This window comes from Anaerococcus sp. Marseille-P3915, assembly GCF_900258475.1.
Lineage (GTDB): Bacteria > Bacillota > Clostridia > Tissierellales > Peptoniphilaceae > Anaerococcus > Anaerococcus kampingae.
On record NZ_LT984887.1, the window covers coordinates 452,091 to 474,032 of the forward strand.

Here is a 21,942-nt window from a genome sequence, read left to right on the forward strand (position 1 = left end):
GATCCCCGAATGCTGGCGAGAATTTAAGAAATAGGAGGATTTCCATGTACGCAATAATCAAAACAGGTGGAAAACAATATAAAGTATCAGAAGGTGACTTGGTAAGAGTTGAAAAACTTAATTACGAAGTTGGTGAAACTGTTGATTTTGAAGAAGTTTTATTAGTATCTAACGATGGAGATATCAAAGTTGGTAGCCCAGTTGTTGAAGGTGCAAAAGTAACTGCAACTGTTGAAGATCAAAATAAAGCTAAAAAAATCGTAGTGTTTAAATATAAACCTAAAAAACAATATAGAAAAAAACACGGTCACAGACAACCTTATACTTTAGTAAAAATTAATAGCATAAGTCTTTAATGATTAATGTTGATTTATTAATCGATAATAAGGACGAAATAGTAGGATTTGAAATCAAAGGTCATGCTGAATATGATGAATATGGCAAAGACCTTGTATGTTCAGCTGTAACCATACTTGCCTATACTTGTGTAAATAGTCTTGATAAATATGCTGATGATGTGATTTTTACAGATGATGAAGTTATGATGTCTGTAAATATTACTAGTCCAAATAGGGATACAGATGTTATATTTGATTACTTTAAGACTGGTATAGAAACACTTTTAGGTAATTATAGCAGCTATGTAAAATTAAAATATAAGGAGAAATCATGATATTAAATATTAATTTACAAAGATTTTCAAGTAAAAAGGGAGTTTCATCTTCAAAGAACGGTAGAGACTCAAGAGCTAAAAGACTTGGCGTTAAAAGAGCAGATGGTCAATTTGTAAACGCTGGAACAATCATTGTTAGACAAAGAGGAACAAAAATCCACCCAGGTAACAACGTTAAAAGAGGTGCTGATGATACTCTTTATGCATCATGTGAAGGTGTTGTAAAATTCGAAAGAAAAGGCAAAAGCAGAAAACAAGTATCTGTTTATGCACAATAATTAAGAAAAATTAAGCTTGCCTTTGGCAAGCCTTTTTTTATGAAAGGATAAATATGATAGATTTAGCAAAAGTAAGCTTAAAGGCAGGCGATGGTGGTAATGGTGCAGTAGCCTGGAGAAGGGAAAAATATGAACCAACTGGCGGACCTGCTGGTGGTGATGGAGGAAATGGTGGATCAATAATTATAAAAGCCACAAGGAACCTCTCAACCCTTGATGAATTTCGATATAAGAAAAAATTTCATGCAGAAAATGGTGAACAAGGCGGAAAAAATAAGAAATTTGGGAAAAAGGGTGAAAATTTAATAATCCCAGTTCCAGTAGGAACCATTATAAGAGAAGAAGAATCAAATATTATAATAAAAGATTTAAACAAAGATGGTGAAGAATTTTTAATTGCCAAAGGTGGTAGAGGCGGTAGAGGAAATGTTCACTTTAAAAACTCAATTAGACAAGCTCCAAGGTTTGCTGAGTCAGGTAGAAAAGGTCAAGAAATTAATGTTATTTTTGAGCTTAAAGTACTTGCTGATGTTGGCCTTGTCGGTTTGCCAAACGTAGGCAAATCAACTCTTTTATCCGTAATAAGTAAGGCAAAGCCAAAGATTGCTAATTATCATTTTACAACTATCGATCCAAATCTTGGTGTAGTACAAGTAGATAATGAAAGAAGCTTTATAGTTGCTGATATTGCTGGTCTTATTGAAGGCGCAAATGAAGGACAAGGTCTTGGTCATGATTTTTTAAAACATGTAGAAAGATGCAGAATATTAATTCATGTACTAGATATTGCTGGTCTGGAAGGAAGAAATCCAATTGACGATTTTAAACTCATTAATAAAGAATTGGAACTTTATAATGAGGATTTGGGTAAAAAACCTATGATAGTCGCTCTTAATAAGTCAGAGTTGGATTTTAAAAATAATACTGAAGAATTTATAAAAGAATTTGGAAAAACTTATAAAATATTCAAGATTTCTGCTGCTACCACTCAGGGTATTAAAGATATGATAGATTATGTAACATTAGAGCTAGACAAGAGAAAAGATGAAGAGTTTGCTCTAATTGAAGATATTGACGAGAGCTTTTTAGATGAATTTTATAATAAAGAAATTGATTATGATCTAAACTTTACAAAAGAAGATGATATTTATATAGTTTATGGAAAAAGAATTGATAATCTAATAAAAAAAATAGATATAGATGATTATGATTCTAGAATGTACTTTGAGTCAACTTTAAGAGAGATGGAAGTATTTGATAAACTAAAAGAAATGGGAATAAAAGATGGAGACAGTGTTGCAGTAGGCGATATTGTTTTTGAGTACTATGAATAGGAGGAAAAATGTTAACAGGAAAGCAAAGAGCTATGCTTAAGCAAGAAGCTCATGATTTTAAACCAGTGATAAATATAGGTAAATTTTCAGTGACAGATCAATTACTAGAAGCAATTGATGAAGCTTTAGAAGCTAGAGAATTAATAAAAATTAAAATATTAAATAATAATCTAGATGATGCTGATGAAATTATTGATACTATAATTAACAAATTAAATTGTGAGTTTATTTCACATATAGGATCAATAATTACAATTTACAGAAAAAACGAATCAAATTCTTATAACTTATAATGAGGATAGGACTTTATGGAGGAACATTTGACCCAATACATTTAGGTCATCTAATAGTGATGGAAAATGTGATTAATTATATGAATCTTGATAGAATTATCATATTACCTTCATCTAATCCTCCTCATAAAAAAGATAAGAAGATTACAGAAGTCAATACTAGAGTTGAAATGGTAAGCGAGGCTATTAAAGACAATGATAAGATAATCTTATCTACCTTTGAATCTACTGATCAGGTAATCAGGTACACCCACGATACAATAAAATATTTTACAGATTCTCTAAAGGAACATGAAATATTTTATATAATGGGCGAGGACTCATTTATGACTATAGATACTTGGAAGAATTATAAATATATATTAGACTCAAATATAATTGTTTTTTCCAGGGAGGGTATAGATCCACATAGCAAACTTGTTGACAAAGTAAAAAAAATCAGGAAAGATAATCCGAATATATTCCTAGTAAATAGTTTAAGTATTAATATATCCTCAACTCTAATAAGGTCTTTAGTAAAGGATGAGAAAAGTATTAAATATCTTGTAAAAGATGAAGTTGACTACATTATAAAACAGAGGAATTTGTATGCATAATCTTGATCATATTAAAGAAAAAATATTAGAAGATATAGGCGAAAAAAGATACAACCACAGTCTAAGAGTAGCCAAAACAGCGAGTGATTTAGCAAGGGTCTTTGGAGTAGATGAAAACAAAGCTTATCTTGCAGGAATCCTACATGATTGTGCAAAATACAATGAAAAGAGAATTATAAATAAGCTAGGAATTGATATTAAAAAGTATCCAGTTAGTTCAGAAAATGACCCAGTTCTTCATTCGTTTTTAGGAGCAGAATTAGCAAAAAAAGTGTATAATATTAACGATGAGGATATATTATCAGCAATAAGTTTTCATACTACTGGCAAAAAAAATATGACCAAATTAGAGAAAATAGTATTTATTGCTGATGCTATAGAACCTAATAGGGATTTTAAAGGAATTGAAGATATTAGAAGAAAATCGGTTGTTGATTTAAACGACACTATGCTTATGCTGCTTGACAGCAGTATAAAGTTTTTAATATCAAAAAAATCAATTATAAATCCACTAAGTATTGAAGCAAGAAATTACTTAATAGAGGAGAAAAATGCAAAAACTAGACATAATAGTTAAAACACTTGAAGACAAATTAGCCGATGATATAAATGTAATAAAATTAGAGGACTCTTCTGTAGCTGATTATTTTGTTGTAGCCACAGGTAACTCTGTAAATCAAACTAGAGCCTTAGCTGATTATATAGAAGAATCTTTGGCAAAAGAAGGCTATGATGTCTTATCGAACGAAGGATTAAGAGAAGGTGAATGGATTTTAATAGATGTAAGTGATGTTATTGTCCATATATTCACTCATAAACAAAGAGAGTTCTATGATATAGATAATCTATGGGAGAATTAACCCCATAGATTATTAGGAGTAAGTATGCCTAAAGATAGAAAAGACAAATTTATATTTGCAGCTATCATAGCTTTAGCCTTTTTAGTAGCCAATGTTTTTTCAGATAATAGTATAATTGATAAATTTACTAAAAAGGAAGAAAGCATAATTGTAAAAGAACCTGACCAGAAAAATAAAAATCAAAAAGAAAATGAAAAAGATGTAGACTCAGATTTAGAAAATCTTGATAAAAAAGTATACATATCTGGAGAAGTATTACATTCTGGTGTTTATGCTATAGAAGATGGTGATAGATTAGATGATTTAGTAAAAAAGGCAGGTGGGCTAACAGAAAGGGCAGATATAAATGCGATAAATCTAGCCTTAAGGTTAGAAGATCAGATGAAAATATACATACCTAATATTGATGAGAATCAAAACATAAATGCTGATAACCCACAAACATTAGGGCAAAGTCAATCTATTTCCAATCAAAGCTTACAGGCTAAAATTAATATAAATATAGCTAGTAAAGAAGAACTTATGACCCTACCTAACATAGGTGAAAAAAGGGCGGATGCTATTATAGAATATAGGAAGCAGAAGCGATTTGAGAAGATTGAAGAGATAAAAAATGTTAGTGGCATAGGTGATAAATATTTTGAGGCAATGAAAGATTTGATAACAGTATAGGGGTATATATGAAATTATCAACAAGAGGCAGGTATGGGCTTAGAGCAATATGCTATATAGCAGAAAATGAAAATAAGGGCTATATACCTGTTTCTGAAATTAGTGAGAATTTAAACTTATCAGAAAATTATTTAGAACAATTAGTAAGAATGCTAAGAAAAGATGACTTGATAAAATCAAGCCGTGGTCCAAAGGGCGGATACAAGATAAGTAAGCCACTTAAAGAAATTTCCATTGGTCAAATTCTAAGGAGCTTAGAGGGTGACTTAACAATGAGTGAATGCGTAAGTGGAAAAGTTGAGTGCGCTGAAAAATGTGATGCATATGATGTATTTACAAAATTAGACAGTCTAATAAATGAGGCTGTAGATTCCATAACTTTGGATAATATTGTCAAACATGAAATTTAAGGAGAACAGATGAAAAACTTAGGAATGAATGAGCTTAGAAAAAGCTACTTAGAATTTTTTGCAAATGAAAAAAAACATACACTTTTAAAATCATTTCCATTAACACCAATTGATGATGATACTCTTTTATTAATAAATGCTGGTATGGCACCTCTAAAGAAATACTTTACAGGTGAAAAAAAGATGAAGAATAACAGAGCCACTTCATCTCAAAGATGTGTTCGTACTGGTGACATAGAGAGAGTAGGAAAAACTGAGCGTCACGGTACATTTTTTGAGATGCTAGGTAACTTCTCTTTTGGTGATTATTTTAAGAGAGAAGCAATTAGCTGGGCTTATGAATTTCTAACTGATAGATTAGGTATAGACAAAAATGATTTATGGGTAACTGTATATAAAGACGATGATGAAGCCTATAATATTTGGCATGACGAAATAAAAATGCCAGCTGAAAGAATTCTTAGACAAGGAAAAGATGATAACTTCTGGGAATTAGAAGTAGGACCTTGTGGACCATGCTCTGAAATCTTTGTTGATAGGGGAGTTGAAAGAGCTATTGACGAAAATGACAATATGCCTGGCAACGATGATTCAGACAGATTTATGGAAGTATGGAATCTTGTATTTACTCAATTTAATAAAGATAACCAAGGCAATTATACAAATCTAGCCCATCCAAATATTGATACAGGCATGGGTCTAGAAAGAATTGCAATGGTTCTTCAAGGAAAAGATAATATTTTTGAAATTGATGTAATGACAGAGATAATATCTGAAATTGAGAAATTATCTAACAAAAAATATAAAGAAAATAAAAAAGACGATGTATCAATCAGAGTTATAGCAGATCATGCTAAGGCAATGACATTTTTAGTTTCAGATGGGGTTATTCCATCAAATGAAAAGCGTGGATATGTTCTAAGAAGACTTATAAGAAGAGCATACAGACATGGTAAATTATTAGGTATTGAAGGCTCATTCTTAAATAAAATTGTTGACAAGGTAGTAGAAACATATAAGGCTGAATATGATGAATTAGTAGATAATCAAGATAATATTCATAAAGTTATAAGTGATGAAGAAAATAGATTCCAAAAAACAATAAACCAAGGATTGGATATACTTAATGATCTTATAGCTACAACAAAAGCAAACGGACAAAAGGTATTAGATGGGTCAGATGCTTTCAAATTATATGATACTTATGGATTCCCACTTGATCTTACAAAGGAAATACTTGAGGAAGAAAATCTTGAAGTAGATGAAAAGAAATTTGAAGAAGAGATGGAAAAGCAAAGAAATCTTGCAAGAAATGCTCGTAAGGTTGACAAGGGTTCAAACCATGATAATCTAATTACAGATCATATTGAAAAGACAGAATTTGTTGGTTATGATGAATTTGACGTCAATGCTAAAATAATAGCAATATTTGTAGATAATGAAGAAAAAGAATCGATAAAAAATTCTAACAAAGGTATAGTAATAAGTAATAAAACTTCGTTTTATCCAGAAGGTGGCGGACAAGTAGCTGATACCGGATATATATTAACAGATAATGGTAAGGCAAAAGTCATAGATGTACAAAAGAAAAATGATATAATTTTCCACTATGTTGAAATAGTAGAGGGTGAGCTTGTTGTTAATGACGATGCAGAATTCAAAATTAATTTGGAAAGAAGATATGATATTCAAAGAAATCACTCTGCAACACACTTACTTGATCAGGCACTAATCGATGTTTTAGGAAAGGATATAAAACAAGCGGGCTCTTTAGTTGATCAAAATAAACTTAGATTTGATTTTTCACATAATAAAGCATTAAGCAATGAGGAAATTTTACAAATAGAAAAAATAGTTAACGAAAAAATTAGAGCTGAACTTCCTGTTAAGAAGGAATACATGGATTATAAAAAATCAGAAGAAATCGGTGCTATTGGACTATTTGAAGATAAGTATAAAGAAACCGTAAGAGTTGTATCTATGGGTGATTATTCTAAAGAGCTATGTGGTGGTTGTCATGTTAATAACACATCTGAAGTCTTAATCTTTAAGATAGAATCTGAATCATCTGCAGCAGCTGGTGTTAGAAGAATCGAAGCTATCACAGGAAGAGCTGTTTATGATTTAATATTAGCTCAAGAAAATAAATTAAAGAGTATTGCTGATAGCTTAGATACTAAGGTTAATAATATTGAATCTAAAATAAAATCTATTAAAAATGCTTTGGATAACAAAGATGATGAGATTAAGAGATTAAAATCTCAATCAAATAAAGATTTATTTGGAGAGTTAAAAGAAAAAATCGAAGAAGTAAATGGCATTAACCTATTAGTAGCTAAATTTGATAATGTAAGCGTAGATGAATTAAGAGATTTGGAAAATAGGATTAAAAACCAATATTCTAATTTAGTCATTGTATTTGCAACTGTTACAGATAAGATCATATTCACTGTATCAGTAGATGATAATTTAACAGACAAATATAATGCAGGTCAAATTGTAAAAGAAATGGCAAAAGTTGCCGGAGGTAATGGTGGAGGAAGGAAAAACTTCGCACAAGCTGGTGGAAATGACATATCTGCATTAGATAAAGCCTTAGACAAGGCTTGTGAATTAATCAAGGAGTAATTTTATGACTGATAATAATAAGTTTAATGAAACTATGCTCTTTAAGAGAGAAGATGTAGAGAAAAATGATATTAGAGAAATATTAACTACAGTATATAAAGCTCTTGAAGAAAAGGGTTATAAGCCAAATTCTCAAATAGTTGGATACCTATTATCTGGTGATCCTACTTATATAACAGCACACAACGGCGCTAGAAAGCTTATTAGAGCAGTTGATAGAGATAAGATATTAGAAGAATTATTGAATAATTACATCAATGACTAGAATAATGGCTTTAGATGTTGGAGATAAGACCATTGGGATTGCTCTAAGTGACCCAATGCTTATTACTAGCCAACCATTAGAAACAATAAAAAGAACAAAAGTAAAATTCGATATCGATAGGATAGGAGAGCTTGTTAACGAAAATGAAGTTTCTACGTTAATAGTAGGACTTCCTAAAAATATGAACAATACTATTGGCCCTCAGGCTATGCGAGTTATAAGCTTTGTTGATCTTATCAAGAAAAGATTAGATATAGAGATAATATATCAAGATGAAAGAATGACAACGTTAGAATCTGAGGCAGTTCTTATTGATATGTCTGTAAGACGTGAGAATAGAAAGAAACATATTGATAAAATCGCTGCTAGCTTTATCTTACAAAGCTATTTGGATAGGAGAAATAATGGATAGCATCTTTTTACTGGATGAAAATAATAATGAAGTTGAATTTAATATAGAAGACACTTTCGGAATTGATGATAATAATTATGCAGCTTTAAGAAATCCAATAGACGATATGATATTAATTGTAGAAGTAATAAATGAAGCTGATGAAGTTATATTTAAATCCATAGAAGATCAGAATCAATTAAATGAAATAATTGAATTTTATGAAGAGATGAAAAGAGAAATTAATGAACATTGAACAAGTAAAGAAGATTTTTGAGAATAACAACCAAAAATTTACTAAACAAAGACAGCTGATATTTACTGTTTTGAAAAATTCTTCACAAAAGCATTTAACACCCGAAGAACTTTTCTCTATTGTTCATCAAGACCATAAGCAGGTTGGAATTGCAACTATTTATAGAACTTTAAATATATTTGAAGAGTTAGGTATAGTTAATAAGCAAGAATTTACCGACCAAGCTTATACTTATGAATTAATAGACCCAGAAAGTGATCACCATGATCATATCATTTGTACAAAATGTGGGAAAATATTAGAAGATGAGTTTTTATCCGTGGATGAAGTAAAAAACTCATTGAAAGAAAATTATGACTTTGATTTGTCTTATTATTCTTTGAGGATTTATGGAGTATGTTCCGATTGTCAGAAAAATGAGGAGAAATAATGACAAATGAAAAGAAATTAAGAATAATCCCAATGGGGGGATTACATGAAATAGGAAAAAACTGCACAGTAGTAGAATATGGAAATGACATGATCATGATTGACTGCGGTCTAACATTCCCAGATAGCGAAATGTTAGGTGTTGACATAGTTATTCCAGACTTTACCTATGTAGAAGAAAATAAAAATAAATTACGAGGTATATTTGTAACCCATGGTCACGAAGACCATATAGGTGCAATCCCATACTTTTTAAAAAATGTTGATACAAATGTCTATTGTTCTAAGTTGACTAAAGGACTTTTAGGAAACAAATTTAAAGAGCACGGATTAAATACTAACAAGATTAAAATGGTAAATGTAAATAATACAGTTAAGGCAGGAAGCCTAAGTGTAGAATTTATAAGAGTAAGTCACTCTATACCAGATGCTTGCGCTATAGCTGTTAAGTCACCAGTAGGAACAGTAATCTTTACAGGTGACTTCAAGATGGATTTCACTCCAATTGATAACGATCCAACAGATATACAAAGACTTGCTGAACTTGGAAGAAAAGGTGTATTAGCCCTATTTGCTGACTCAACAAATGTTGAAAGAGAAGGATTTTCTGTAAGTGAAAAGACAGTAGGCGAAACCTTTATAAAAATATTTGGCCAAGCTAAGTCAAGAATTATAGTGGCTACCTTTGCATCAAATCTTCACAGAGTCCAACAAATCATTACAGCAGCAGAAAAATACAATAGAAAAGTTGCCCTATCAGGTAGGTCAATGTTAAATAATGTCAAGATTGCAACTGAGTTAGGTTTCCTTAAGATTAAAAAGAACACCTTAATAGATATGAAAGCAATTAAAAAATATGCTGACGATGAGCTTGTAATTCTATCTACAGGAACCCAAGGTGAACCTCTCAGTGCCCTAACAAGAATGGCAAATAAAGAACACAGACAGATTAGTTTAAACGAAACTGACACAGTTATCCTATCTTCATCACCAATTCCAGGCAATGAGATGGCAATTAATACAACAATTAACAACCTTACAAAAATTGGGTGTAAGATAATATATTCTTCTCTAGCTCAAGTCCATGCATCTGGGCACGCTTGCCAAGAAGAAATTAAACTTATGTACCAGTTAGTTACACCAAAGTATTTAATCCCTGCTCACGGTGAGATAAGAATGCTTAAAAAACATGCTGATATCGCAGTAGATATGGGCCAACTAAGGGAGAACATCTTTATAGTTGAAAATGGGGATGTAATCGAATTTAGTAAAAAATCTGCCCAAATTAAAGGTAAGGTTCAAGCAGGAAATGTACTTGTTGACGGATCAGGTATAGGTGATGTTGGAAATATTGTATTGAAAGATAGAAAACATCTATCTGAAGATGGGCTAATGGTTGTATCCATAACCTTTGATAAACATACACAAGAATTACTGGCAGGACCTGAGATAGTATCACGTGGTTTTGTTTATGTAAAAGAAAACCAAGATATAATCGAAAATGCAAGAGATATCGTGTTAAGATCTATAGACAAATGTAAAAAAGACGATATTAAGGCCTTAAGTCAAATAAAATATCAGATTAGAGAAGACCTAAAATCATATATTTATAATGAACTAGGTAGGGATCCAATGATATTACCTGTAATATCTGGAATAGAAAATGGGAAATATTAATTATAAATACAGCTCCCAATTTATAGAAGATTTGCTTGAAGATGTAGATTTTATTGAATTAAGAAAATATGCCAAGGAAAATAGAGTTCCTATTATGAATAGCCAGACAAAAGAATTACTGGTAAGTCTAGTAAAAATTGCTAAGCCTAAAAAAATACTTGAAATAGGCACAGCTATTGGTTATTCTTCCTTAATTTTTTCTAAGTATTCTGATGCGCAGATTACAACTATAGAATTAGATGAAAACACAGCAAAAATAGCAAATAATAACTTTAAAAAATATAAAACAAACATCAAATTAATAAATGATGATGCTATGAAAGCCTTGAGAAATATTGATCAAGGCTTTGATTTTGTTTTCATTGATGCTAATAAGTCTAGATACCTAGACTATTTTAAAATTACAAGCAAATTACTTAATGAGGGAGGGATCATTGTAGCAGATAATGTACTTTTTAGAGGTGAAGTTTGTAACGATGATCTGATAGAAAAACGAAAGATAACTTTAGTTAAAAATTTAAGAAAATTTTTAGCCTATATAACAAACAACGAAGATTTCATAAGTTCAATTATCCCCATAGGTGATGGACTTACAATCAGCGTAAGGAGATAAAATGGAAAATAAAAAAGTAGAACTACTTGCCCCCGCGGGAGATTTTGAAAAACTACAGACTGCTATAAAATTTGGGGCGGATGCAGTTTATCTTGCCGGAGATAATTTTGGTTTAAGGGCAAATGCGAAAAACTTTAATGATGAAGAATTAAAAAAAGCTGTAGAATATGCTCATTCTAAGAATGTCAGAGTGCATGTTACTATGAATATTATGCCCCATGATGGTGATATGACTGGTATTGTCCAATACCTTGAACACTTAAATACAATAGGTATAGATGCCTTAATAATATCTGATCCAGGTATATTTAATTTAGCTAAAAAACATACAGATATTGATTTACACATTTCAACCCAGGCTTCTGTAACAAACTCAGCTACTGTTAATTTTTGGTACGAAATGGGTGCTAAAAGAGTAATATTAGCTAGAGAGCTATCTTTAAAGGAAATAACTGAGATTAGAGCGAATACTCCAAAAGATATGGAAATTGAATGTTTCATACATGGGGCAATGTGTATATCTTATTCGGGAAGATGCTTATTATCATCATATATGACTGGAAGAGATGCTAATAGGGGAGATTGCGCACAACCTTGTAGGTGGAAATACTCTCTTCAGGAAGAAACCAGACCTGGCGAATATTATCCAATAGAAGAAGATGGTAATGGTGGAACTTTTATCATGAATTCTAAAGACCTATGCCTAATTGAGGAAGTAGATAAATTAATAGAAGCTGGTATAGATAGCTTTAAAATCGAAGGAAGAATGAAGACTCCTTTTTATGTTGCAACCGTAATTAGGTCATATAGACAGGTAATTGATGCATATTATGATGGCAATTTTTCAAAAGAATTAGCAGAAAAATATTTTGAAGAAATAAACAAAGCAAGCCATAGGCACTTCACTAAAGGATTTTTCTATAATAAACCAGATGAAAATGATCAAATTTATGGTACATCTTCTTATATAAGAAATTATGATTTTATAGGTCTTGTCAAAGCTTATGATAAGGATACTAAAATTGCAACAATTGAACAAAGAAATAGGTTTTTCAAAGGTGATAATATAGAAATATTTGGTAATAGTAAGGATTTCTATGATTTTAAAATCGACTATATGGAAGATGAAAATGGCGAAGAAATTGAAGTTGCAAACAAGCCAAAACAGCTAATTAGAATTAAAATCGACTTGCCTTTAGAAGTAGGAGATATTTTAAGAAAAGAGATAGAAAAATAAGATGATTTTCATATAAACATTAAAAAAGACGAGATTTTGTTTTCTCGTCTTTTTTTAATAATAAGTATCCGCTATTAATCTTCAGAAGGATTTTCTGAAAAATCTGATCTTGTTCTTCTTGCTTCAGCACCAACGTTTGAATTTTCATCAGCTTCATCAGAAATTGATCTAAGATTTTCTTGGTCAGGACTTAGTTTTTTATCTAAAGATTCACCACCGGTTTCTTTGTTTTCTTCTCTAATTTTTTTATCTAGTTCTTTGTTTCCTCTGTATTGGTTGTCATTTGTAACTTTGTTATCTGCCATAATATCTCCTTTTTTTATCTACATTAAGCATTCTTATATTAATATGATAACACATTTAAGAAAAATTTACAATCATTTTCCTAATATGACTTCTCTATTAATTTAATAATTTCGACTATAACATCACTTGCTTTTTGCATATGTTCAATTGGAATAAGTTCGTATATACCGTGGAAATTCATACCACCAGTGAATATATTAGGTGTTGGTAGGCCCATAAAAGAAAGTTTAGATCCATCCGTACCGCCTCTTATTGGACTAACAAGTGGAATGATATCTAGGTTTTCCATGGCATTTTTAGCAATATCCACTATATCCATATGATTTTTTATAACATCACCCATATTATAATAAGAGTCTGATAGATTTACATCGATAATATTACCATATTTTTTGTTTAGGTAAGAAGCATTATCTTTAATTTCTTCCTTCATTTTTTCAAAAGTATCTCTATCGTGATCACGAATAATATAGTGCAGTTTAGTAATTTCTGTTTCACCCTTTATATCTAATAAATGGAAGAAGCCCTCATATCCTTCTGTATGCTCAGGACGTCTAACATCACCTAATAGCCTATCAAATTCATTTGCAACGCTTATAGAGTTAATCATAGTGTTTTTAGCAGAACCAGGATGTATAGATTTACCTCTTATAGTAATTTTTGCGTCTGCAGCATTAAATGATTCGTATTCTAATTCACCTAAAATTCCACCATCAATAGTATAGGCAAAATCAGCTCCAAACTTTTCTACATCAAAAGAGTCACAACCGGTACCTATTTCTTCATCAGGGGTAAAGGCAATTTTTATATCTCCGTGTTTAATATCAGGATTGTTTACAATAAAATCTATCGCATGCATGATAGCAGAAATTCCAGCTTTATCATCAGCACCCAATAGAGATTCACCTCTTGTTGTAATTATAGTAGTACCTATTAGCTTATTTAAGTAAGGAAAATCTTCAATCTTAATAGATTTTTCTTCATTTAGTTTTATATCTCCACCTTGGTAATTGATAATTTGTGGATTATCAATCTTTCCATACATTTCTGGCGAAGTATCAATGTGAGATATAAAACCAACCTTTGGTAAATTTTTCTTTGAGTTTGATTTTATCTCAGAGAATACAAATCCCTCATCATTTATTTCTGCTATAAGACCTAAGTCCTCAAGTTCTTTTTTTAATTGTCTTGCTAAAACTAATTGGCCTTCTGTGGATGGTTTTTGAAATTCACCTTTTTCTGGGTCGCTTTTGGTATCAAAACTTATATAATTTAAAAATCTTTCTTCTATTTTTTTCATAGCATCTCCTTTGTTATAATTATACTTGTAATTGTAAAATGAGCTAAAATTGGTATACTAAATAAGGAAGGTGATAGGATGAAATTAAAGATTATAACAGACAATCAAGTACCAGCTTATGCTACAGAACATGCAGCTGGTATTGACTTATATTGTAAGACTAAGGATGACATTACCATTAAACCTAATGAAACTGTTAAGGTACATACGGGGTTAAAAGTAGAGATACCTGAAGGATTTTTTGGTGCAGTTTATCCAAGATCATCTACAGGAGTAAGAAGACAGCTTATGCTCGCCAATACATTGGGTGTAATTGACTCTGACTATAGGGGAGAATTAATGATGTTTTTTTATAATTATGGTAAGGAAGAACAAATTATTAAAAACGGAGAAAGACTTGCTCAGTTAGTAATTCAGCCTTATTTAAGATGTGAAATTGAAGAAGTAGAAAATCTATCAGCAAGCCAAAGAAATGAAGGCGGATTTGGTTCTACAGGAAGATGATGAATAAGTATTATAAATTATTTAAAAAGAATAAATACAAACTCTTTCTATTGGGATTATTTGCTATAGTACTAGTCTTTGTTGCCATATTTATTAAGAAAAAGTATGAAGATATGACAATGTCAAAATATAATAATAATATTGTAATAATAAAGGGAAATGGCGATGAACTAAAGTCTTTTTCGATCAAAGAATTGAAATCTTTAGGCTCAAATAAGACAGAAGTATACATTAATAACGGCTTAGAGAAAGTCGAAATTGAAGGAATATCATTAGAAAAGCTAATAGGAAACTTAGATTATAACTTTAGGGATAGACCAACTATAGAAATAGAAGATACTAATGGAAGTGCAACAAGATATCCTATGTCAGTAGCGCTTGAAGTAGATAGAATATATTTAGTTTATAAAATAGAGGGACAACCTCTGCTTGAATTTAATCCTTCATATGGCACTTTAGCAATAATCGATACAAACTCTAAGAGTGCAAGTAGCTGGATAACAAATGTTAAAACCTTAAACTTACAATAACTAAGCTCATGATAATTCATGAGTCTTTTTTCTTAAGAGGTATAGTAGAATAGAGAGGTATAAGATGAAAAGCAAGTTTAAATATGAAAAGTTAACTCCAATGTTAAAGCACTATGTAGATATGAAAAAAGATTTTAAAGATGCCTTACTCCTTTATAGAGTAGGTGATTTTTATGAAACTTTTTTTGATGATGCTATAATAACTGCTAAAGTATTGTCTTTGACCTTGACAGGAAAAGAATGTGGTCACGAGGATAGGGCGCCTATGTGTGGTGTACCTCATCATGTAGTTGATTCTTATGTAAATAAACTTGTGAAAAAAGGATATAAGGTAGCCTTATGTGATCAGGTAGAAGATCCAAAAGAGGCTAAGGGCCTTGTAAAGAGAGCTATAACTAAGGTAATAACTCCAGGAACTTTAACCGATATAGAGTCTCTTGATAGAAAAGAAAACAACTATCTTTTATCAATTTTCGAAAATGAATATGGTATAGCTATGTCTTATTGCGATATATCTACAGGAAAGCTTGTATGTCTTGAAATAAAAGCCTTAAGCAAGGGCTTAGGTAAAAAAGCGATTGATCAAATTGAAAAGATAAATCCAGCTGAATTAGTTATAAATTCAAATTATTCCAATCAAGATTTAAAACAATACTTTAATTTAAATAACAATATTTTTCTTAATTACATTAATTTTACTAGTGATTTTGAAAATAGGATAAAAACCATAGTCAAATATTTGGGTAAGGAAAATTTAGAAAAGATATCAGATAAGAGACTTGCAATAATTTCTTTAGCAAATCTACTTGACTATATATATAAGTACTACAATGAAAAATTAGAACATATTAATAATATTGAACTTTTAAAGATCAATGAATATATGGAAATAGAAGCTAATACGAGAAAAAATCTAGAGCTTACTAGAAACCTAAATAACAACAGCAAGGAAAATACATTAATCTCCCTGTTAGATGAGGCAGATACAGTAATGGGATCTAGGCTAATTCACGATTGGCTCGAAAGACCCTTAATAGATAGAGAAAAGATACAACGAAGGCTTGACTTAGTGGATGGATTTTATAAGGATAATATTTTATCTAGGAATGTGTCTAATATTTTGGATAGCATATATGATTTAGAAAGAATACTTGCTAAAATCTCTTATAAAAGAGCAAATGCAAGAGATTTAATTTCCTTAAAAAATTCATTGAAGGATATACCTAAATTAAAAGATATACTAATAAATTCAAATAATAAGCTAATATCAGCCCTAGGTATAAATTTACCGGATATAGATGATATTTATAATTTAATAGATAAGTCAATAGTAATTGAGCCGCCTATAACAATAACTGAGGGCAATCTTATAAAAGAAAAATATAGCCAAGACCTAGATGATCTTAAAAATTTATCAAATAGCGCAGAAGAAAGACTTTTAACTTACGAGAAGGAACAAAGAGAATTAACTGGAATTAAGAATTTAAAAGTTATTTACAACAAAAATAATGGTTATTCTATTGAGGTTACCAAAGCAAATACAGACAAAGTTGATAAGTCGTATATTAGAAAGCAAACATTAAAAAATCAAGAAAGATACACTACAGAGGAGTTGGAAAATATTAGCTCTATAATTCTTAATGGAAAAGATAAGATAAATACCCTTGAATACCACTTGTTTAATGAAATTATAGATAAAATATTAGAATCGACTTCAAGACTTCAAGCTTTATCAAAACTTATAGCAAATGTTGACTCTCTAAATTCATTTGCAAAAATTGCTTTAAAATACAATTATGTAAAACCGATAATAAATGATGAACCAGTAATAAATATAAAATCTGGAAGGCATCCAGTAATAGAGCGAAATCTTAAAGAAAATGAATTTATAGCAAATGATACAGATATAGGTCAAGATGATAATTTAATTCAGATAATAACTGGTCCAAATATGGCGGGTAAATCGACATATATGAGACAAACAGCCCTTATAATAATAATGGCACAAATCGGTTCGTTTGTACCTGCGAGTAAGGCCCAAATAGGCATTTGCGATAAGGTATTTACAAGGATTGGAGCAAGCGATAATATATCAAAAGGTCAGTCTACTTTTATGCTTGAGATGAATGAAGTTTCCAATATTTTAGAAAATTCAACAGATAGATCATTTGTGATATTAGATGAAGTTGGAAGGGGAACAAGCTCTGATGATGGCCTAAGCATTGCTATGGCCTTGGTTGAATACTTGTCAAAGCATAAAAAGGTTAAAACTGTTTTTGCTACTCATTTTCATGAATTAACTATTCTAGAAAATGAACTTGATAATGTAACAAATCTTAAAATAGAAATACTTGAAGAAAATAATAACTTAGTGTTTTTAAGAAAGATAAGTAAGGGAAAATCTGACAGGTCCTATGGTATAGAAGTCGCTAAACTAAGCGGGTTACCTGATGAGATAATAAATAATGCAAATAATATAATGAATAGGTTATCAAATGAGGATTTCTACGAGGTAGACAAGCAAAAAGAGCTTAAAAATTCAATTGATGAAATAAAGGATAAAAAATTAGAAGATTTAAGAAATCTATCAGAGGAGATAAATATTAATGAACTTACTCCTCTAGAAGCACTAAATAAACTTAACATATTAATAGAAAGAATAGGTGAATTATAGTGCCCATAATTAGACTCGACAAGGATACAATAGAAAAGATCGCAGCAGGAGAGGTAATAGAATCTCCACTTTCTGTTGTCAAAGAACTAGTTGAAAATTCGATTGATGCAAATAGTAAAAATATAACCATTGAAATAAGAAATGGTGGCAAGTCATATATAAGGGTTACTGATGATGGTTCTGGCATCGAAAGTGATCAGCTGGAACTTGCCTTTAAAAAACATGCTACAAGTAAAATTACTGCTTTTGACGATTTGTATAAGATTTCCTCATTGGGTTTTAGAGGTGAAGCACTTCCAAGCATAGCAGCCGTGAGTAAGCTTACCGCTATTTCTAAGACTGAAGATTCACCTATAGGTAGTAAGCTTGTGATAAACTCAAAAGATGCCAGCAAGAGCTCGATTGCTACAAATAAAGGTACAAGTATTATAGTAGAAGACTTATTTTATAATATACCTGCTAGGAGAAAATTCTTAAAATCTGACCTAGCAGAGTCAAATAAAATTACAAAGCTTCTATATGCTTTTGCTATAGGTTATCAAGATATATCATTTAAATATATAAAAGATGATAGATTACAATTTAGATCAAGTTCAAATACATCATTCAAGTTAAGTATTGCAGACCTTTTAGATAGTTTACTTGAAGAAAATTTGATAGAATTAAGTGATAATAATGATATTTTTAAGATAAAAGCATATATATCAAACTCAAACTATTATCGTGGAAACAGATCGATGCAATATATATTTGCAAATAAAAGGTTGATTGAAAATGATGAAATAAATTGGGCAATAGAATATCAATATCAAGGCTTGATTCCAAGTGGAAGGTACCCAGCCTTCTTCTTATTTATAGATACCAATCCCAAAAATATAGATGTAAATATTCATCCTAATAAAAAAATAGTTAAATTCTCCTACGAGGCAGAACTTATTGATCTCATAACTAATTCAATTAATAAGACTTTTCAAAAAAATAAAGATATAAAAACCATTAGACAGGAAAGTCCCAAGGAAAATAAAAGTCTTGATTTTAGTGATTATAAGGCTATACTTGACAAATACTCTCCAGTTGAAAATTTAATTAGAGAAAGTCCGAGGGATTATTCGACTGAATATTCTGATAACTTTTTTGATGAATCTTTACCATTGGATTTAGGGGATTTAGAAGATAATAATGATTTTCATGAAGAAGTTATCGAAGAGAAATTTATAGACGATATACCAACTTATAAGACAAGTTTATTTTCAAGGTATTCAATCTTTGAAGAAAAAGGTAAAGCCTATATACTCGATCATAGAAGAGCGGATGAGAAAGTTAGGATGTCTAAATATATTAGGGAATTTAAAGAAGGGAATATAGCAAAACAGGTTCTCACAGATCCAATAGTCATAGAACTTAAAGTCGATGATGTAAAAAGAGTTAAAGATAAGGTCCAACTTTTTGAGAATATGGGTTTTGATTTAGATTTTATTACGAATAGTAAATTAATAATAAGAGAAATGCCTTTGATATTTGATTTACCAGAAAATGGAGATTTCTTTTATGATTTGCTAGATCTAGATTATGATGACTCAAATAAATTTTTATATAAAAAATTTAGAAAATTAGCAAAGGCTTTATCATTTAGAAAAGGCCACACAATAAACGAAGAAGAGGCTTTATCACTTTATAAAAAGCTTATGGACGAGGAAAATCCATATAAAAATTACGATGGACAAGCTACTTTAATTATGATAGAAAGTAAAGATTTGGAGAAATATTTTGAAAGATAAACTTATAATAATAACAGGTCCTACTGCAAGTGGAAAGAGTGATATAGCTATAAATTTAGCTAGAAAAATAAACAGCCAAATAATTTCTTCTGATAGTCAACAAGTCTACAGATATATGGATATAGGAACAAACAAGGTTGATGATTTCACGGTGGATCATCATCTAATAAATCTTGTTAATCCAGATGAGAATTTTACAGTTGAAGATTTTAGAAATGAGGCCCTTAACATTATTAGAAAATTAAATGATAATGGTCTTACCCCGATTATGACAGGTGGAACTGGATTTTATATAGATTCTATTTTATTTGATATGAATTATGGGAATGTTAGTAAAAATCAAGAATTAAGAGATAAGTTAGATTCTGAAGCAGATGAATTTGGAAATGATTATTTATTTGAGAAACTAAAGGAGGTTGATCCAGAAAGTGCAAGTAAATATCATCCGAATGAGAGGAATAGAATAATAAGAGCTCTTGAAATTTATAAGGAAACAGGTGTAAAGGCTTCAGTTCAAAGGACTGGAGAAAGAGTCCTAAATAATGATATAGACCCTATTTTGTTTTTCTTAAATTACGAGAGTAGAGATATATTGTATAAAAAAATCAACATTAGAGTTGAGCAAATGATTGACCAAGGCCTTATTGAAGAATTTAAATATTTGATTGAAAGGTTTAATCTTACACCTGATAACCAGTCTATGTCTGCAATAGGATACAAGGAAATATTTCCATATATAAATGGAGAAATAAATAAGGATGAGTTAATAGAAACTATCGCTCAAAATACAAGACGATACGCCAAAAGACAAATAACATGGATGAAAAGATATAAGAATTATCCATTTTGCCACGAGATACTAATGGACAAACTTAGTAAAGAAGACGCAGAAATGATAATAGAAAGCATAATAAAGGATGTTTATGGACTATAATGATATTTACAATAATTATAATTTAGATGATTCTTTTGATAAAATTATAGAAGACTCAGAGAAAGAATTAAGAGAAATATTTGAAAAGCACGAGGCTATTAGTGAATTTAACCAAGCTAAGGTTCTGAGTGCTTTTAATAAGAATGCTTTACAAACAAGTGATTTTAACTCTTCCACAGGTTATGGATATGCAGATACTGGTAGGGATACTATAGAAAATATCTTTTCAAGTATCTTTAAGGCTGAGGATAGTTTGGTAAGACCCTCTATTGTATCAGGTACTCATGCTCTATCTATTGTTTTATTTTCACTATTAAACTATGGTGATAAACTTTTATCTATAACTGATGATCCATATGATACAATGCAGCAAGTAATAGGTATAGCTGGAAATAAAAAAGGAACCTTGCTTGAAAAGGGAATCTTGTATGATAAACTTGACTTAAATGATGATGGATCAATCAAATATGAAGAGATTAAAGATAAAATAGATGATAAGACTAAGGTCATTCTAATTCAAAGATCGACTGGTTACAGCCAAAGAAGAGCCTTTACAATAGAAGAGATAAAAAAGGCTATAGATGAGATTAGAATATCCAACAAAGATGCTATTATTTTTATTGATAATTGTTATGGAGAATTTACTGAAGATAAGGAACCTATAGAAGTTGGCGCTGATATAATAGCAGGATCATTAATTAAAAATCTTGGTGGGGGAATAGCGGTGACAGGAGGTTATATAACTGGGAAAAGTGATCTCATAGAATATTGTTCAAACACCCTTACAGCCCCAGGCATTGGTAAGGATGAAGGGTTAAGTTTTGGAACAAATAGATTGGTTGCAGAAGGTTTATATTTTGCCCCTCATGTGGTGAAAGAATCAATAAAGGTAGCATTATTATTTGCATCTGTATTTACTAAATTAGGCTATAATGTAACTCCTAGATTAGAGGATCCAAGGTCTGATATAATATTGGCTATAAGGCTAGAAGACCCAGACAAACTTAAAACTTTCTGCAAGGCAATCCAAGAAGCTTGCACTGTTGATTCAACCTTTGTACCTGAAGCCTATCCAATGCCTGGATATGAAGATCCGGTTATAATGGCAGCAGGTGGCTTTGTCGAAGGTGCCACATCTGAATTGTCAGCAGATGGACCATTAAGAGAGCCATATATGGCTTATTTGCAAGGTGGACTTAATTACTATCATGGGAAATTAGCTCTAAAGATAGTCTTAAACAGATTAAAAAATAATAATTTAATATAAATTTTATCGCCCAAAGAGCTTCTTGCTTATAAGGGCG

Annotated in this window: 26 protein-coding genes; 24 read left to right on the forward strand and 2 right to left on the reverse strand. The window is 30.7% G+C overall.

Going from position 1 to position 21,942, the window contains the following annotated elements; all coding sequences use genetic code 11:
• The first annotated feature begins 44 nt into the window (after window positions 1-44).
• From rplU to C8269_RS02350, 18 genes are read left to right on the forward strand one after another with little or no spacing between them, the layout of a single operon-like run.
• Window positions 45-356, forward strand: coding sequence for a 50S ribosomal protein L21 (rplU, locus tag C8269_RS02265; protein WP_106460235.1), 312 nt, complete (start codon window positions 45-47; stop codon window positions 354-356).
• On the forward strand, window positions 356-673 hold the full coding sequence (locus tag C8269_RS02270) for a ribosomal-processing cysteine protease Prp (RefSeq protein WP_106460236.1): 318 nt from the start codon (window positions 356-358) through the stop codon (window positions 671-673). The genes rplU and C8269_RS02270 overlap by 1 nt, the downstream gene beginning before the upstream one ends.
• Complete coding sequence (gene rpmA, locus C8269_RS02275) at window positions 670-951, forward strand: 50S ribosomal protein L27 (protein ID WP_072537410.1); 282 nt, start codon at window positions 670-672, stop codon at window positions 949-951. The genes C8269_RS02270 and rpmA overlap by 4 nt, the downstream gene beginning before the upstream one ends.
• 53 nt (window positions 952-1,004) lie before the next feature.
• Window positions 1,005-2,285, forward strand: a complete 1,281-nt coding sequence (gene obgE, locus C8269_RS02280; RefSeq protein WP_106460237.1) for a GTPase ObgE — start codon at window positions 1,005-1,007, stop codon at window positions 2,283-2,285.
• A gap of 8 nt (window positions 2,286-2,293) precedes the next feature.
• Complete coding sequence (gene yhbY, locus C8269_RS02285; RefSeq protein WP_106460238.1) at window positions 2,294-2,578, forward strand: ribosome assembly RNA-binding protein YhbY; 285 nt, start codon at window positions 2,294-2,296, stop codon at window positions 2,576-2,578.
• Window positions 2,578-3,174 carry a nicotinate (nicotinamide) nucleotide adenylyltransferase gene (nadD, locus tag C8269_RS02290; RefSeq protein ID WP_106460239.1) on the forward strand — a complete coding sequence of 199 codons (597 nt, stop codon included), beginning with the start codon at window positions 2,578-2,580 and terminating at the stop codon, window positions 3,172-3,174. Before yhbY ends, nadD begins: the two co-directional genes overlap by 1 nt.
• Entirely contained in the window at window positions 3,167-3,751 is a 585-nt protein-coding gene (yqeK, locus tag C8269_RS02295; protein ID WP_106460240.1) for a bis(5'-nucleosyl)-tetraphosphatase (symmetrical) YqeK, read from the forward strand. Before nadD ends, yqeK begins: the two co-directional genes overlap by 8 nt.
• Window positions 3,726-4,034, forward strand: a complete 309-nt coding sequence (gene rsfS, locus C8269_RS02300; RefSeq protein ID WP_106460241.1) for a ribosome silencing factor — start codon at window positions 3,726-3,728, stop codon at window positions 4,032-4,034. The genes yqeK and rsfS overlap by 26 nt, the downstream gene beginning before the upstream one ends.
• Before the next feature lie 24 nt (window positions 4,035-4,058).
• Entirely contained in the window at window positions 4,059-4,706 is a 648-nt protein-coding gene (locus C8269_RS02305; RefSeq protein ID WP_106460242.1) for a DUF655 domain-containing protein, read from the forward strand.
• An 8-nt stretch (window positions 4,707-4,714) separates the two neighbouring features.
• Window positions 4,715-5,116, forward strand: coding sequence for an RrF2 family transcriptional regulator (locus C8269_RS02310; RefSeq protein WP_106460243.1), 402 nt, complete (start codon window positions 4,715-4,717; stop codon window positions 5,114-5,116).
• Between the two features lie 9 nt (window positions 5,117-5,125).
• Window positions 5,126-7,744, forward strand: coding sequence for an alanine--tRNA ligase (gene alaS, locus C8269_RS02315; protein WP_106460244.1), 2,619 nt, complete (start codon window positions 5,126-5,128; stop codon window positions 7,742-7,744).
• Window positions 7,745-7,748: 4 nt separating this feature from the next.
• The gene (locus tag C8269_RS02320; protein ID WP_106460245.1) at window positions 7,749-8,009 is read left to right on the forward strand and encodes an IreB family regulatory phosphoprotein; all 261 of its coding nucleotides are present in this window, start codon (window positions 7,749-7,751) and stop codon (window positions 8,007-8,009) included.
• Window positions 8,002-8,421, forward strand: coding sequence for a Holliday junction resolvase RuvX (gene ruvX / locus C8269_RS02325; RefSeq protein WP_106460246.1), 420 nt, complete (start codon window positions 8,002-8,004; stop codon window positions 8,419-8,421). Before C8269_RS02320 ends, ruvX begins: the two co-directional genes overlap by 8 nt.
• A complete protein-coding gene (locus C8269_RS02330; protein WP_106460247.1) occupies window positions 8,414-8,656 on the forward strand; it encodes a DUF1292 domain-containing protein in 243 nt (80 codons plus the stop codon). The genes ruvX and C8269_RS02330 overlap by 8 nt, the downstream gene beginning before the upstream one ends.
• Entirely contained in the window at window positions 8,646-9,086 is a 441-nt protein-coding gene (locus C8269_RS02335) for a Fur family transcriptional regulator (RefSeq protein ID WP_106460248.1), read from the forward strand. The genes C8269_RS02330 and C8269_RS02335 overlap by 11 nt, the downstream gene beginning before the upstream one ends.
• Window positions 9,086-10,762: a ribonuclease J gene (locus C8269_RS02340; protein ID WP_106460249.1), complete on the forward strand. Its 1,677-nt coding sequence runs from the start codon at window positions 9,086-9,088 to the stop codon at window positions 10,760-10,762. The genes C8269_RS02335 and C8269_RS02340 overlap by 1 nt, the downstream gene beginning before the upstream one ends.
• Window positions 10,749-11,375 carry an O-methyltransferase gene (locus C8269_RS02345; protein WP_106460250.1) on the forward strand — a complete coding sequence of 209 codons (627 nt, stop codon included), beginning with the start codon at window positions 10,749-10,751 and terminating at the stop codon, window positions 11,373-11,375. Before C8269_RS02340 ends, C8269_RS02345 begins: the two co-directional genes overlap by 14 nt.
• Before the next feature lies 1 nt (window position 11,376).
• Complete coding sequence (locus C8269_RS02350) at window positions 11,377-12,612, forward strand: peptidase U32 family protein (protein WP_106460251.1); 1,236 nt, start codon at window positions 11,377-11,379, stop codon at window positions 12,610-12,612.
• A gap of 74 nt (window positions 12,613-12,686) precedes the next feature.
• Here the strand turns inward: C8269_RS02350 and C8269_RS02355 are convergent, their stop codons facing one another.
• Window positions 12,687-12,917 carry an elastin-binding protein EbpS gene (locus tag C8269_RS02355; RefSeq protein ID WP_199792143.1) on the reverse strand — a complete coding sequence of 77 codons (231 nt, stop codon included), beginning with the start codon at window positions 12,915-12,917 and terminating at the stop codon, window positions 12,687-12,689.
• Window positions 12,918-12,997: 80 nt separating this feature from the next.
• Window positions 12,998-14,218 (reverse strand): peptidase T, encoded by a 1,221-nt coding sequence (gene pepT / locus C8269_RS02360; protein ID WP_106460253.1) that lies wholly within the window; start codon window positions 14,216-14,218, stop codon window positions 12,998-13,000.
• A 78-nt stretch (window positions 14,219-14,296) separates the two neighbouring features.
• Here pepT and dut point away from each other — a divergent pair, with 78 nt between their 5' ends.
• From dut to C8269_RS02390, 6 genes are all read left to right on the forward strand, one after another.
• Entirely contained in the window at window positions 14,297-14,722 is a 426-nt protein-coding gene (dut, locus tag C8269_RS02365) for a dUTP diphosphatase (protein ID WP_106460254.1), read from the forward strand.
• Complete coding sequence (locus C8269_RS02370) at window positions 14,722-15,252, forward strand: hypothetical protein (RefSeq protein ID WP_106460255.1); 531 nt, start codon at window positions 14,722-14,724, stop codon at window positions 15,250-15,252. The genes dut and C8269_RS02370 overlap by 1 nt, the downstream gene beginning before the upstream one ends.
• A gap of 64 nt (window positions 15,253-15,316) precedes the next feature.
• Window positions 15,317-17,926 (forward strand): DNA mismatch repair protein MutS, encoded by a 2,610-nt coding sequence (mutS, locus tag C8269_RS02375; RefSeq protein WP_106460256.1) that lies wholly within the window; start codon window positions 15,317-15,319, stop codon window positions 17,924-17,926.
• Window positions 17,926-19,704 (forward strand): DNA mismatch repair endonuclease MutL, encoded by a 1,779-nt coding sequence (gene mutL / locus C8269_RS02380; RefSeq protein ID WP_199792144.1) that lies wholly within the window; start codon window positions 17,926-17,928, stop codon window positions 19,702-19,704. Before mutS ends, mutL begins: the two co-directional genes overlap by 1 nt.
• Window positions 19,694-20,638 (forward strand): tRNA (adenosine(37)-N6)-dimethylallyltransferase MiaA, encoded by a 945-nt coding sequence (gene miaA, locus C8269_RS02385; protein ID WP_106460258.1) that lies wholly within the window; start codon window positions 19,694-19,696, stop codon window positions 20,636-20,638. Before mutL ends, miaA begins: the two co-directional genes overlap by 11 nt.
• Entirely contained in the window at window positions 20,628-21,905 is a 1,278-nt protein-coding gene (locus C8269_RS02390) for a methionine gamma-lyase family protein (protein ID WP_106460259.1), read from the forward strand. The genes miaA and C8269_RS02390 overlap by 11 nt, the downstream gene beginning before the upstream one ends.
• Window positions 21,906-21,942 lie beyond the last annotated feature (37 nt).

Bases quoted from the DNA above. Each gene is read 5' to 3' on its own strand.
- C8269_RS02310 (WP_106460243.1), top strand. From the start codon at position 4,715: ATGAAATTATCAACAAGAGGCAGGTATGGGCTTAGAGCAATATGCTAT.
- C8269_RS02345 (WP_106460250.1), top strand. From the start codon at position 10,749: ATGGGAAATATTAATTATAAATACAGCTCCCAATTTATAGAAGATTTG.
- mutS (WP_106460256.1), top strand. From the start codon at position 15,317: ATGAAAAGCAAGTTTAAATATGAAAAGTTAACTCCAATGTTAAAGCAC.
- rplU (WP_106460235.1), top strand. From the start codon at position 45: ATGTACGCAATAATCAAAACAGGTGGAAAACAATATAAAGTATCAGAA.
- C8269_RS02270 (WP_106460236.1), top strand. From the start codon at position 356: ATGATTAATGTTGATTTATTAATCGATAATAAGGACGAAATAGTAGGA.
- C8269_RS02320 (WP_106460245.1), top strand. From the start codon at position 7,749: ATGACTGATAATAATAAGTTTAATGAAACTATGCTCTTTAAGAGAGAA.
- yqeK (WP_106460240.1), top strand. From the start codon at position 3,167: ATGCATAATCTTGATCATATTAAAGAAAAAATATTAGAAGATATAGGC.
- C8269_RS02335 (WP_106460248.1), top strand. From the start codon at position 8,646: ATGAACATTGAACAAGTAAAGAAGATTTTTGAGAATAACAACCAAAAA.
- C8269_RS02340 (WP_106460249.1), top strand. From the start codon at position 9,086: ATGACAAATGAAAAGAAATTAAGAATAATCCCAATGGGGGGATTACAT.
- C8269_RS02355 (WP_199792143.1), bottom strand. From the start codon at position 12,917: ATGGCAGATAACAAAGTTACAAATGACAACCAATACAGAGGAAACAAA.
- pepT (WP_106460253.1), bottom strand. From the start codon at position 14,218: ATGAAAAAAATAGAAGAAAGATTTTTAAATTATATAAGTTTTGATACC.
- rpmA (WP_072537410.1), top strand. From the start codon at position 670: ATGATATTAAATATTAATTTACAAAGATTTTCAAGTAAAAAGGGAGTT.
- C8269_RS02390 (WP_106460259.1), top strand. From the start codon at position 20,628: ATGGACTATAATGATATTTACAATAATTATAATTTAGATGATTCTTTT.
- C8269_RS02350 (WP_106460251.1), top strand. From the start codon at position 11,377: ATGGAAAATAAAAAAGTAGAACTACTTGCCCCCGCGGGAGATTTTGAA.
- dut (WP_106460254.1), top strand. From the start codon at position 14,297: ATGAAATTAAAGATTATAACAGACAATCAAGTACCAGCTTATGCTACA.
- obgE (WP_106460237.1), top strand. From the start codon at position 1,005: ATGATAGATTTAGCAAAAGTAAGCTTAAAGGCAGGCGATGGTGGTAAT.
- C8269_RS02370 (WP_106460255.1), top strand. From the start codon at position 14,722: ATGAATAAGTATTATAAATTATTTAAAAAGAATAAATACAAACTCTTT.
- C8269_RS02330 (WP_106460247.1), top strand. From the start codon at position 8,414: ATGGATAGCATCTTTTTACTGGATGAAAATAATAATGAAGTTGAATTT.
- yhbY (WP_106460238.1), top strand. From the start codon at position 2,294: ATGTTAACAGGAAAGCAAAGAGCTATGCTTAAGCAAGAAGCTCATGAT.
- rsfS (WP_106460241.1), top strand. From the start codon at position 3,726: ATGCAAAAACTAGACATAATAGTTAAAACACTTGAAGACAAATTAGCC.
- ruvX (WP_106460246.1), top strand. From the start codon at position 8,002: ATGACTAGAATAATGGCTTTAGATGTTGGAGATAAGACCATTGGGATT.
- alaS (WP_106460244.1), top strand. From the start codon at position 5,126: ATGAAAAACTTAGGAATGAATGAGCTTAGAAAAAGCTACTTAGAATTT.
- nadD (WP_106460239.1), top strand. From the start codon at position 2,578: ATGAGGATAGGACTTTATGGAGGAACATTTGACCCAATACATTTAGGT.
- C8269_RS02305 (WP_106460242.1), top strand. From the start codon at position 4,059: ATGCCTAAAGATAGAAAAGACAAATTTATATTTGCAGCTATCATAGCT.